Annotated in this window: 10 protein-coding genes; 8 read left to right on the top strand and 2 right to left on the bottom strand. The window is 70.2% G+C overall.

What is annotated here, in order from left to right; all coding sequences use genetic code 11:
* Positions 1-269: 269 nt before the first annotated feature.
* Positions 270-1,298, top strand: a complete 1,029-nt coding sequence (locus tag ACZ5OX_RS21945; RefSeq protein WP_465632159.1) for an NAD-dependent epimerase/dehydratase family protein — start codon at positions 270-272, stop codon at positions 1,296-1,298.
* Here ACZ5OX_RS21945 and ACZ5OX_RS21940 read toward each other — a convergent pair.
* On the bottom strand, positions 1,295-2,635 hold the full coding sequence (locus tag ACZ5OX_RS21940) for a hypothetical protein (RefSeq protein ID WP_465632157.1): 1,341 nt from the start codon (positions 2,633-2,635) through the stop codon (positions 1,295-1,297). The genes ACZ5OX_RS21945 and ACZ5OX_RS21940 overlap by 4 nt on opposite strands.
* Before the next feature lie 252 nt (positions 2,636-2,887).
* Here ACZ5OX_RS21940 and ACZ5OX_RS21935 point away from each other — a divergent pair, with 252 nt between their 5' ends.
* The 6 genes from ACZ5OX_RS21935 to ACZ5OX_RS21910 all read left to right on the top strand — a co-directional run bounded on the left by ACZ5OX_RS21935 (position 2,888) and on the right by ACZ5OX_RS21910 (position 10,112).
* Positions 2,888-3,334 (top strand): ATP-binding protein, encoded by a 447-nt coding sequence (locus ACZ5OX_RS21935; RefSeq protein ID WP_465632155.1) that lies wholly within the window; start codon positions 2,888-2,890, stop codon positions 3,332-3,334.
* Positions 3,335-3,362: 28 nt separating this feature from the next.
* On the top strand, positions 3,363-4,589 hold the full coding sequence (gene fxlM / locus ACZ5OX_RS21930) for a methyltransferase, FxLD system (RefSeq protein WP_465632153.1): 1,227 nt from the start codon (positions 3,363-3,365) through the stop codon (positions 4,587-4,589).
* Positions 4,590-4,653: 64 nt separating this feature from the next.
* Positions 4,654-4,800 (top strand): FxLD family lanthipeptide, encoded by a 147-nt coding sequence (locus ACZ5OX_RS21925; protein WP_465632151.1) that lies wholly within the window; start codon positions 4,654-4,656, stop codon positions 4,798-4,800.
* Positions 4,801-4,886: 86 nt separating this feature from the next.
* Positions 4,887-7,949 (top strand): lantibiotic dehydratase, encoded by a 3,063-nt coding sequence (locus ACZ5OX_RS21920; protein WP_465632149.1) that lies wholly within the window; start codon positions 4,887-4,889, stop codon positions 7,947-7,949.
* Positions 7,946-9,124 (top strand): lanthionine synthetase C family protein, encoded by a 1,179-nt coding sequence (locus ACZ5OX_RS21915; RefSeq protein WP_465632147.1) that lies wholly within the window; start codon positions 7,946-7,948, stop codon positions 9,122-9,124. The genes ACZ5OX_RS21920 and ACZ5OX_RS21915 overlap by 4 nt, the downstream gene beginning before the upstream one ends.
* Positions 9,125-9,158: 34 nt before the next feature.
* Entirely contained in the window at positions 9,159-10,112 is a 954-nt protein-coding gene (locus ACZ5OX_RS21910) for a thiopeptide-type bacteriocin biosynthesis protein (protein ID WP_465632145.1), read from the top strand.
* Between the two features lie 247 nt (positions 10,113-10,359).
* On the opposite strand, the gene ACZ5OX_RS21905 is transcribed toward ACZ5OX_RS21910, so the two are convergent.
* Positions 10,360-11,022 carry a hypothetical protein gene (locus ACZ5OX_RS21905; protein ID WP_465632143.1) on the bottom strand — a complete coding sequence of 221 codons (663 nt, stop codon included), beginning with the start codon at positions 11,020-11,022 and terminating at the stop codon, positions 10,360-10,362.
* A 138-nt stretch (positions 11,023-11,160) separates the two neighbouring features.
* Between ACZ5OX_RS21905 and ACZ5OX_RS21900 the strand changes: the two genes are divergently transcribed.
* Complete coding sequence (locus ACZ5OX_RS21900) at positions 11,161-11,616, top strand: NUDIX hydrolase (RefSeq protein WP_465632141.1); 456 nt, start codon at positions 11,161-11,163, stop codon at positions 11,614-11,616.
* Positions 11,617-11,766 lie beyond the last annotated feature (150 nt).

The following is an 11,766-nucleotide window of genomic DNA, read 5'->3' as shown; positions in this document are numbered from 1 at the left end:
GGAAACAGTTCCCAGCCCTTCCCCCCCCCCCCCCCCCCCCCCCCCCTACGGATGGTCCCCACCCCCCCCCTTCCCTGTGTCCCTCTCGCAGGGCAAACCCACGGCGAGGGCGGAGCAGGGCGACGTACCTGTCAGAAGCGAGAAGGCCCCGTCCTACCGGAGCGGCGTTCAACTCGTAAGGCCTCCAGTCTGATCGCCGGCCAGTCACCTGGCCGGAGCCTGATCTCGCACAGCTGCGGACGCAGGCGCACGGCTGGCAGGATCAGCCCATGAGGATTCTCGTGCTGGGTGGCGGCTGGTTCCTGGGCCGCGCGGTCGTAAGTGGCGCGTTGCAACGAGGCTGGGAGGTGACCACGTTCACGCGGGGACTGTCCGGAGTCCCGGTGCCCGGGGCGGTAGCTGTGCACGGCGACCGGGAACGCCCCGACGACCTGGCACGTCTGGCGGGTCACGGCCCGTGGGACGCTGTGATCGACACCTCGGCCTCGGAGCTGTCGCCGCGTGTTGTCCTGGCGGGCACCCGGGCCCTGGAACCGGTCGTCGGCCGGTACGTCTACATCTCCACCGTGTCGGTGTACGAGGGGTGGCCCAATGAGCCCCTGACCACGGACTCGCCCGTGCTGGAGGCACCGGCCGAGGCCGGGCCGGAATACGGAGAGCTGCCCGAAGGGTGGACCGGACCTGACACCCACTACGGACAGCAGAAGGCCGGTGCTGAGCGTGCTGTGACCGAGGCCTTCGGTCTCACCCGTACGAGCCTGCTCAGGCCCGGGGTCATCCTCGGGCCCGGTGAGTACGTGGGCAGGCTGCCGTGGTGGCTGCGCCGTGCCGAACGAGGAGGCCGCATCCTCGCACCCGGCAATCCAGCGAAGTCGATCCAACCTGTTGACGTGCGAGACGTAGCTGCCTTCGCGCTCGACCAAACCCAGGTGGTCGGTCACCAGGTGCACAACGTCACCGCACCGGTCGGCCGCGAGACGATGGGCGGATTCCTTACTGCCTGCATGGACACGACCGGGAGTTCCGGCGAGCTGACGTGGGTCACGGATGACGTCCTGCTCAACAGCGGTCTTCGTCAGTGGACGGAGATCCCGCTCTGGCGCACGCACCCAGGCGTCTGGGCCATCGATTCCTCGTCGGCGCTCACGGCTGGCTTCCGCTGCCGACCGCTCGCCGAGACCGTCGCGGACACCTGGACCTGGCTCCAGCAGGGAAACGTGCCCGTGCCGCACCAGCGTTGGGACGAGCACGGGATCTCCCCGGAGAAGGAGAAGGCCATCCTGTCGACAGTTGCCTAGCTACCGGCCCCGTTGATGGCAAGCCGCACCGCGCCCGGACCCGTGATGCGCGGTGCGGCAACCAGCGTGAAGTCGTCGATCCTCTCAACCAGGTCACGGGCGACAATGGCGTCCTGATAGATCGCTGAGACCAACTCGACCCGGACTGCGTTCACCCGGCTGACGAGACCGGCACTACGCCACTCCCTCGGCATGGACAGCACTCGTCCCATCTGCTCGGCAGCACCGTCGAGATCACGTCGCATCAGCAACGCCGCCGCCAGATCCGCACCCGCCTTTGCGGCGACTGCCAGCGGAGTGGTGGACGATGCCTGGCCGGCGATCAACTCCAGCGACTTCCGGGCGGACGCTTCCGCCCTGGCTCCGTCCCGGAGGACCAGCAGCGTCGAGCTGTTACTCATCGCGACACGCTCCACGCCGAAGTGGAACTCGCCGCCGATCCCGTCGTGGAGATCGTCCGTCGCAGGCCCCCGTTCTGCCAGGCTGAGCTCAATCGCCGCATGGGCCTCTTCCCGCCGCCCGAGGTGCGCGTACGACCGAGCCGCGATCGCTGCGAGCCTGGCCTGCCCGGTGGCTCCTACACCGGGAAAGGACTGGGCCAACGTGATCTGGCGCACCGCCTGAGCGGGATTGCCATCCCAGTAGTACAGCAGCGCCAGGTAGCCACGGGTGTACGCCTGCAACGGCCCGTGTTCTGCCACTTGACCGTAGAGCGCGGCGGCCCGCATCAGCTCGACAGCCGTCGACATGGAACCGAGGTCGAACGCACAGCCCCCGAGGATCGCCGATGCCTGGCCGGCTACGACGTAGAGACGGCTCCGTTGGGATGGCAGCTGAGTGCGGTCAAGCATGACGGTGGCGAGACCGAGCAGTTCCTTGACCCGCATGAAGATCTCATGCGGTGGAGTGCCGGTGTACGCCTGCGCCGTGGTCACCAGGTCATCCTCGAGTTGGTCGATGGTGAGATCAGGCAGAAGTTGCGAGGCCGCGTCGGCGGCGTGGGCTCGGACATCGCGTGCAGTCATGGCAAGTTCTCTTTCATCGAACACAGGAGTCGGTACCGAGCGCAGCAGCTGCGCCTGCTCGTCGCTGTAGGGCGCGAAGAGCTCCTCCACCGGCCTGCCGAAGATCTGCTTGAGGATCGCGGGCGCCGGGTGATGAGGCCGGGAAACCTGACCCGAGCGCCACCTCGTGAAGCTCTTGTCCGTCAGATCGACGTTCCTGAAGGCAAGATCACCTGTCCGCTCGTGGAGCAGTGCGGCAGCCCGCCTGTACTCGGCCAGGAAACCGCGGAAGTCCATGCCGGACTCAGTGACCAGGGCATCGAACAGGTTCATCGCGGTTCCCTTCGCCACAGCCCGGTGCGGACTGCGTCTGCTCCCTGCCTACCACCGTCGGGCCACGGCTCGTACGGGTGGTGCGGAAGTGTCTACGAACTGTCCGCGGATTGTCTCTACCGATCACCCCAAAGGAGAGCAAGTGTCCAAGGTTTGCCCGTAGTTCTGTCCTCGCCACCAGGCCAAGGTTGGTCCCCGCAGGCAAACCAAGACCGGAGCGTTCAAGCGCTCCTGCCGATCGGAGCGATGCACATGGTGGCCATCGGACGAGAGAGGTCTCTCCGCCGCTGGGAGGGCTCTTTCCCGGCGGAGGTGACCGCGGTTCCCACGGCACGCCGCATCGTGCGTTCCAAGCTCGCGGAGTGGGGGTGGGACGTCGACAACGAACGGGTTCGCGATGTCCTGCTCATCCTCGCCGAGTTGACGACGAACGCGATCCGGCACGCCAGCGAGTCGGGCGACGTCATCAGGGTGCAGATCGACGAGGCCGACGGCTACTTCCGCATCGAGGTCCTGGACTCCCGGCCCGACCTGTCGCTGAAGAAGGTTCAGGCAGCCCGCAACGACGAACATGGTCGCGGACTCCTCCTCGTCCAGGGTCTGGCGCACGCCATGGGTGAGGAACTGGCGGCCACGACCAAGAAGGTCTGGGCGAGCGTTCGAGTCGCCGACGCCCTTGCTCGCCCCCGCTGCCTGTAGCGAACGGCATCAATACCAAGGAGACATCGTGAACACCGAACCCGCCCCGGAGACCCTGCGCGCCGCCATGGTGGCGGCGCTGCGCGAGGACGGGACGATCCGTACCGAGCGGATCGCCGAGGTCCTGGGCCGTGTCCCACGCGAGCGGTTCGCCCCCGAGGCGCAGCCCGCCGAGGCCTACGACCCGGAACGCGCCGTGGTGACCAAGCGCGACGCGGACGGGCTCGCCATCAGCTCCGTCTCCGCCGCACGCATCCAGGCGTTCATGCTGGAGCAGGCGGCTCCCAGGCCCGGAGAGAACGTCCTGGAGATCGGATCCGGCGGCATGTTCGCCTCCTACCTCGCCGAACTCGTCGCTCCCGACGGTGCGGTCACCACCGTGGACATCGACCCGGAGGTCACCGGCCGTGCCCGCCGGCTGCTCGATGTCGCCCGCTACGAGCACGTCCGGGTCATCACCGCCGACGGCGCGTTCGGTGTCCCGGAGCACGCGCCGTTCGACCTGATCGTCGTCACCGTCGGGGCTCCGGACATTCCGCCGGCCTGGGTGGAGCAACTGGCCCCCGGTGGGCGGATCGTCGTGCCGCTGCGCGTTCGCGGTTTGATGCGTTCGCTCGTCCTCGTCCGTGCGGGCGACCACCTGGTGAGCACCGGGTACGAGCTGTGCGGGTTCGTACCGATGCAGGGCGAGGCGGAGAACCGCGAGCGCCTGGTACTGCTGCACGACGAGCCGGGCGAGGAGGTCGGGCTGCGGCTCGACGACGGCGATCAGGTCGACGTCGCAGCCCTGAGCGCGGCGCTGACCACGCCTCGCCAGGAGGTGTGGTCGGGCGTGACGGTCGGCGGCGAAGAGCCGATCGACGACCTGGACCTGTGGCTGGCCACCACGCTGGACGGTCACGCCCGGCTGACCGCCACACCGGCCGCCCGGGCCAAGGGGATCGTCGCGTCCGCCTCCCCTCTGGGCGTGGCCACGGTCGTGGTGGGCGGCACCCTCGCCTACCGCACCGTCCGCCCCACCGACGAGACCCGCACCCGCTTCGAGCTCGGCGCGTACGGGCACGGCCCGGCCGCCGGCGCTGCCGCCGCCCGCCTCGTCCAGGAGATCCGCGTCTGGGACCAGGAGCACCGGGGCGGCGCTGGCGCCCGCTTCGAGATCCACCCCGCCGGTACTCCGGACGACCGACTGCCCGCGGGCCGTGTGGTCGACAAGACCCACACCCGCATCACCGTCTCCTGGCCCGGAAAGTCGTGACCGGCCCCGAGGTCAGGTGAAGCACCACCTAATCCATCCCCGACTCCGCCAGGAGGTAAGAAACATGGCCCAGAACCAGGACAACGACTTCGAGCTGGACGTCACGATCGTCGAGCGGGGCCCCGTGATCGGCGAGCTGATGAGCAGCACCGATGACGGCTGCGGCCAGACCTGCCAGTCCGCCTGCTCCAACAGCGGCTGCATCGCCTGACCCGCATCCGCACCCTGGCACCGGGGCCCGCACGGCCCCGGTGCCAGGCCGGACACGACCCCACTGCCCCTGATACGGAGGCGCTCATGTACCGGGCCTTGGAAGTGGCGCTGTTACGAGCCACCGCGCACATCGGAACTCCCACGATCCAGCCGTGGCCCGACCTCGACGAGGGGGCCGGACCGGTCGCGGCGCAGGCGTGGCAGTCATGGATGACCGCCGTCTGGGCCGACCCGCAGCTCGCCGAGGCCGTCCAACTGGCCAACCCCGCCTACGCCGCGCCAGTCGAAGACGTCATCAACAGCCGGGTGCACACCCCTCGGAACGTTCGCAAGGCCGGTGGAACGCTCGTCCACTACCTACTGCGCCAGCGCCATCGGGCCACTCCCTTCGGCCTGTTCGCCGGAGTCGCCCCGGTACGGTTCGGCCACACCCTGGAAGGCGCCTGGGGCGCGGACCACCAAGCGATCGCCCGACCGGATGCCCGGTGGCTCGCCGATGTGGTGGCCCGGCTCGAGCGCGACCCTGAGCTGCTGCGGCGCCTGCTGGTGACAACCGAACAGACCTGCACGGTGCGTGGCGACCACCTGGTGGTACCGCTTCACCGCCCCGGCCACCACCAGCCCACCGGGGCGCCCGCCGAGGTCGTCCTACGTCGTACCAGGCCCGTCCGTACGGCGGTCGACGCTGCTCGACGACCGATCCGCCTCGACCACCTGGCCGAACTCGTACTCGACTCTCACCCTGGCGCCGGCCCCGAGCAGACCCACCGGATGCTCGCGCAGCTGGTCCACCACGGCGTCCTGATCACCGCCCTGCGTCCTCCGATGACCGCGCGCGACCCGCTCAAGCACGTCCTGGACCGGCTCATCGAGGCCGAGGCCGAGTCGATTCCCAGCATTGCAGGCCTTGTCCGGCTGCTCGGCGATGTCGACCGCAGGATCGTCGTACACAACCTGGCCCCGAGCCGCGAGCAGCGCCAGGAGCGCGCCCGCCTACGGGAGTTGACCGACGGAGCCGATCATCCCGGTCTCGCCGTCGATCTCCGGCTCGGTGCCGACCTGGTCATCCCGCACACGGTGACCCGCGAAGCGGAGACCGCCGCTGCTCTGCTCGCGCAGACGAGCCCCCACCCCAACGGCTCTCCGGCCTGGCGTGACTACCATCTCCGATTCCTGGAGCGGTACGGCATCGGCGCGCTCGTGCCGCTGCTGGACCTGGTGAACCCCGACACCGGGCTGGGCTTCCCGGCCGGGTACCGCACCAGCGCCCTGGAGCCGCCGACCGCCACGGCCACAGCCCGTGACAGGCATCTGGTCCAGGCCGCACAGCTCGCCGCCCTCGACGCGGCGGACGCCGTCGACCTCTCCGAGCTGCTGCCCCGGCTCGGCGTGGAACAGGCCGACCACCTGCCGCCCCACCTCGACCTGTGCGTTCGGATCCACGCCGCCAGCCGACAGCACCTCGACGAGCGCGACTTCCGCCTGGTGGTCACCGGCCTGTCACAGGGCGCGGGCACCACCATCGGCCGGTTCCTGCACTTGCCTCATGCCGACCTGCGCCGCCTCGCGGCCGGGCTTCGCGACGCCCCCACCCTGAGTACCGACGCCCGCCGTGCCCAGCTCTCCTGCCCGCCGCTGTGGGCCGGCACCGACAACGTCGCCCGCACACCGCAGGTCCTGGACGACGTGATCGCCGTCGCCGAGCCCACGCCCGGGACACTGCCGCTGCGGGAGCTCCTGGTGACCGCCGATGCCCGACGGATCCTCCTGCTCTCCCGGACCACCGGGCAGACGATCGAGCCGACAGTGTTCAACGCCGTCGAAATGGTGAACTTCGCCCACCCGCTCGCCCGGTTCCTCACCGAGCTGCCCCGTGCCCGCGCCGCCGTCCTCGCTCCGTTCTCCTGGGGTGCGATGGCCGAAGCCCTGCCCGTGCTGCCGGCCATCCGGCACGGACGCATCATCCTGGCCGCCGCCCGGTGGCGGCTCGACGCCGCCGATCTCCCCGCCCGAGGCCACAGCTCCGCGCAGTGGGAGCGGGCATTCGACCGCGTACGACGCCGTCTGCGGATCCCCGCGCACGTCGACCTCGGTGCCGGTGACCAGCGCCTGCGGCTCGACCTCGACCAGCGCTCACACCGGCAGCTGCTCCGCGCCCACCTGAGCCGCAGCGGCAAGGCCGTCCTACGGCAGGCTCCCGGCCCGGAGGAGCTCGGGTGGGCGGACGGCCGTGCCGTGGAGATCGTCCTGCCGCTCGTCTCCCTCCAGGAACCACTCCGGCCACCGGCAGTGGACCTGACGGCCGTCGCCGAGTCTCCCGGCGAGCACCCGGCCGGCCGGCAGGCCCGCTGGGCGTTCGCCAAGGTCTACGCCCAGCCGGCCCGACACAGCGCGATCCTGGCCCGCCTGCCCGAACTGCTCGCCACCCTCGAAGGCCCGGACTGCTGGTTCGTCCCCTACCGCGACCCGGAACCGCACCTACGCCTGCGCATTCGCCAGCACTGCCCGTTCGAAGACCTCGCCCGACAGGTCGCCACCTGGACCAACGGCCTGCACGCCGCCGGCCTGGCCACCGGCCGCGTCCAGTGGGACACCTACCAGCCCGAGACCGGACGCTACGGAACCGGCCCCCTGCTGGAGCAGGCCGAAGCCGTCTTCGTCTCCGACTCGACCGCCGCTCTCGTCCAGCAGCGCCACACCGGCTCGGGCCATCTGCACCCGCAGGCGCTGACCGCCGCCAGCTTCCTCGACCTCGCCGCCGCCTTCACCGGTGACACCACCTCCGGGGCGGCCTGGCTGGCAGAGCGCATCACCCGCACCGATGGCGCGCCGGCCCTCGACCGGGCCGTCCTCGCACAGAGCCTGCGCCTTGCCGACCCGTGCGGCCCCTGGGCCGAGCTACGCGCCGAAGCCGGAACCGAGATCGCCCACGCGTGGGCGATACGCCGCACCGCCGTACAGGCCTACCGTGCCGCCCTGCGCGCCCGGACCGGGCCCGAGCCGGACTCCGTCCTCGCCTCGCTCCTGCACATGCACCACATCCGTACCGCCGGGATCGACCAGGACAGCGAGCGCGACTGCCTCCGCCTCGCCCGCGCCGCCGCGCTCACCCTCACTCGCCGACACCAAGGACACCGCCCCCGATGAGCCCCGCCACCACCCGCAGTGCCGCGCCGTGCGGCTCCGCCGACACAGACGCCGCCCAGTCCCTGGCCACTGGCGCCGTGGGCATCACCCTGCTCCACACCGAACGCGCCGCGCTCGGGCACACCGCCTGGAGCACCGTCCAGGACTGGCTGACCGGCATCACCAGCCAGTCCCTCATCGGCTCCGACGACGCCGCCCTGTTCATCGGCGCACCAGCCCTCGCCTTCACCCTCCACACTGCCGCCGCGGGCAGCGAGCGCTACACGAAGACACTGCTCACCCTGGACCGGACCGTCCATCGGCTCGTCCACCGCCGCCTCGACCAGGCCCACGCCCGCATCGACTCCGGCGAATTCACCCGCGCCGCCGAGTACGACCTGCTGTACGGGCTCACCGGACTCGGCGCCTACCTGCTCAAGCGCGATCCGCACGGCGACACCCTGCACGAGGTCCTCGCCTACCTCGTCCGCCTCACCCAGCCGCTGCCCGGCACCGACCTGCCCGGCTGGTGGGTGCGCTACGACCCCGCCGGACGTACCTCTGCCAACTTCCCCGACGGCCACGGCAACCTCGGCCTCGCCCACGGCATCGCCGGCCCCCTCGCCCTCCTCGCCCTCGCAAAGCGCGTGGGAGCCACCGTCCAAGGCCACACCGGCGCCATGATGCGCATCCTCGACTGGCTCGACGCCCTGCGCCAGCCCTGCCCCTCCGGGCCCTGGTGGCCCCAATGGGTCACCGCCGACGAACACCGCCTCGGCGCCGTTCTCCAGGACGGCCCGCCCCGACCCAGCTGGTGTTATGGCACCCCGGGCCAGGCCCGCGCCCAGCAGCTCGCCGCCATCGCCCTCGGCGACGCCCACCGCAAGCGCGCCGCCGAAAACGCCCTGCTGCGTTGCATCACCGACCCCGCCCAGCTCGACCGGATCACCGACGCCGGACTGTGTCACGGAGCCTCCGGTCTCCTGCACACCGTCCACCGTGCAGCCCACGATGCCAACCACCCGGACCAGTTCACCGTTCACCTGCCCGCCCTGCGCGCACTCCTCAACGCCCGACTTCCCTCTCGCGCACCAGGATTCCTCGACGGCACCGCCGGAGTACGACTGGCCCTGCACGCGGCCGATCGTGGCGGCGCACCCGCCACCGGCTGGGACGCCTGCATGCTCCTCGCCTGAACCACCCATGGCCCACCACAGCGAACACCCGCGCTTGGAACAGGCAGTCCTCGCCGTCCTCACCGGAGCCGACACCGCCCGAGCCGCCGCCCGCTTCGGCATCGACGCCGCCGAGCTGGCCACCGCCTCCGAGGCCTACCGCACCGCCGGACGCTCCGCCATCTCCGCCCCGTCCGACACCTGGGTCCACGTCAACATTCAGCCGGTCGAATGGCACAGTGCCGAAGCCACCTTGGCCGCCCATCTCGCCCCCATGCTGTGTGACGCCGAAGCCCGAGGCGCCCTCACCTCCTGGTGGTACGTCCGCAAGCACCCGTACTGGCGGGTGCGCCTGCAAACCGGCCATCCCGCACTTCGCGCCCACCTCGGCGAGCAGTTGGACCGGCTCCAGCGCCAAAACACGATCGCATCCTGGTCGCCCGGCATCTACGAGCCCGAAACCGCTGCCCTCGGAGGGCCGTTGGGCATCGACGCAGCCCACGCCCTTTTCCATACCGACAGCCGCGCCATCCTGACCGAAGACCGCCGGCCGAACACCCAGCGCGTCGGACGGCGAGAGCTGTCCACCCTGCTGTGCAGCACGATGCTTCGCGCCGCGGGCCAGGAGTGGACGGAACAGGGTGACGTCTGGGCCCGGGTCTCCGCCATGCGCCCGGCACCGGCCGCCCTACCGCAACCGTTCGCCGACAAGATCCGGGTTCTGCTGTCCGCCGACACCCTTGCGATGACCGAACCCGGCCAAGCCCTCCACGCGGAAGCGGAGCGCATCCGAGCCTTCGCACGCGCGGGCCGCGAACTCGCCGACCTCGCCCTGCATGGAAGCCTCACCCGTGGGCTGCGCGACGTCCTCGCGCACATGATCGCCTTCCACTGGAACCGCGCGGCGATCGCCACTTCACATCAGGCCGCCCTCGCCCACGCCGCGCGCAACCACATCCTCGGCGCCCCTGCTTCACCCATGCGGGGCGAAGCTACGGAAGCTGCCTGACACTATGTCACACACAGTGGTACGTTCCGCACGCAAACCGAATAACAGGCGACCCGGCGGTGCTACCAACAACCCCGGGGTCCGGCAACAGGAGTCCACCTCCCGATGCGCGTATCAGGCGGAGTTCAAGGCCGCCCAGCACAGGAGTGGGCGTCACCATCCTGAACCCGCCAGAGCAGCGGATGGCCCCCACCGGCAGGCCACACCGCCCACTTCCGCGTGGTCGGCGGTGACGGGCTCCCGCACATCATCCGATCGTCGACCTCCTCCGCTCGCCCTCGGGGGTGAAGGTCAACGATCCGCTGAACGATCCTCTCCCACACCGCACCGCGAGGAGCAACGGTTGCTCAAGCTCGGGCGGCCACGATCCGGCCCCTGGTCCGCTGCCGTTCCAGAGGTGGAAGACCACCATCGGCTGCTGCGGATCCTCAGTGAGGTAACCAAGGGTCTTCCCATACAGCGGGTTGTTCCCTCCGAACAGTACGGAAGGAGAGCCGAACTCCGCCGTCACGTCCGCCCAGGTGCGGTCCACGGCCGCCCACTGCCGGACCCGGCCCACAAGGGCGTCGTATGCCTCCCTCGTGAGCATGTGGTCGGGCTTGAGCCAGCCGCGTCGATGCACGAACTCCGCGTACACCGAGGCGATGTCGTAGCAGTCCGCCTGCGTGGGGAACAGGTCTTGGAGAGCCCCGGCGATTCCGACGGAGGTCCAGAGCCCACGGTCTTCCCACTCCTGCTTCAGCTGAGCCGACGCCTCGGGCTCGCGCTCCACGAACAGCAGGTGATCAATGAGGATTCGAAGAGCTTTCTCGCCGCCGTGCATCCCGGGCCGGCGAAGGGCGAGGTTCAGCTGATCAACCAGGTGAGCGTGGATCTCTTCGGCAGCGGCAAGCGAAGCAGGAAAGGTCACTCGCACAGTCTTACGCATGAGGAGGGACTGACCAGCAACATAGCAACACGCGCAGGCCGGCCAGAGAACGTCGCACGTCGACGGCGGCTGGATCCTCCACTGACCCGCCCGTCCCACACGAACAGGAAGCAGCCCACCATGCAACACCGCGTCCGCGCCGTCCTCCTCACCCCGAACAACACCACGCTGCTGATCAAGCGCATCCGCCCCGGCATCGACCCGTACTGGGTGATCGTCGGCGGCAAGATCGAACCGACCGACGCCGGCCCCGAGGAGGCCCTCCTGCGCGAGGTCCGCGAGGAAATCGCCGGTGAGGCCGAGATCGTCAGCCTCCTCCACACCATCGAGACGGACGACGAGCGTCAGGACTTCTACCTCGCCACCATCGGGAAGTGGAGCTTCGAGGACCGCACCGGGCCCGAGTTCAGCCAAGAAGGCCGAGGCGAGTACATCCTCGAAGAGATCCCCCTGACCGTCGACGCCCTCGACGCGGTCAACCTCCTCCCCCAAGAGATCGGTGCGGTCCTCCGCGAGGCGGTCGGACGAGGGGACGGTGGCTTCATCAGTGCGCCAGCCTGCTGCCCGGAATCCTGAGCGGCCAGTGCCGAGGGCCGCAAGCCCAAATGAGCGCGAGCGCCGGAAGTGGGGGGGGGGGGGGGGGGGGGGGGGGGGGGGGGGGGAGGGGGGGGAGAGGGGGGGGGGGGGGGTTGCGGAGCGTAGGTTCTACACCCCGATCCCCCCTGT

Source organism: Kitasatospora sp. NPDC032121, from assembly GCF_055580145.1.
This window is presented reverse-complemented; position numbering and strand designations above follow the sequence as displayed.

Coding starts and splice junctions, on each gene's coding strand:
- ACZ5OX_RS21935 (WP_465632155.1), top strand. CDS start 2,888: ATGGTGGCCATCGGACGAGAGAGGTCTCTCCGCCGCTGGGAGGGCTCT.
- ACZ5OX_RS21945 (WP_465632159.1), top strand. CDS start 270: ATGAGGATTCTCGTGCTGGGTGGCGGCTGGTTCCTGGGCCGCGCGGTC.
- ACZ5OX_RS21900 (WP_465632141.1), top strand. CDS start 11,161: ATGCAACACCGCGTCCGCGCCGTCCTCCTCACCCCGAACAACACCACG.
- ACZ5OX_RS21915 (WP_465632147.1), top strand. CDS start 7,946: ATGAGCCCCGCCACCACCCGCAGTGCCGCGCCGTGCGGCTCCGCCGAC.
- ACZ5OX_RS21925 (WP_465632151.1), top strand. CDS start 4,654: ATGGCCCAGAACCAGGACAACGACTTCGAGCTGGACGTCACGATCGTC.
- ACZ5OX_RS21940 (WP_465632157.1), bottom strand. CDS start 2,635: ATGAACCTGTTCGATGCCCTGGTCACTGAGTCCGGCATGGACTTCCGC.
- ACZ5OX_RS21920 (WP_465632149.1), top strand. CDS start 4,887: ATGTACCGGGCCTTGGAAGTGGCGCTGTTACGAGCCACCGCGCACATC.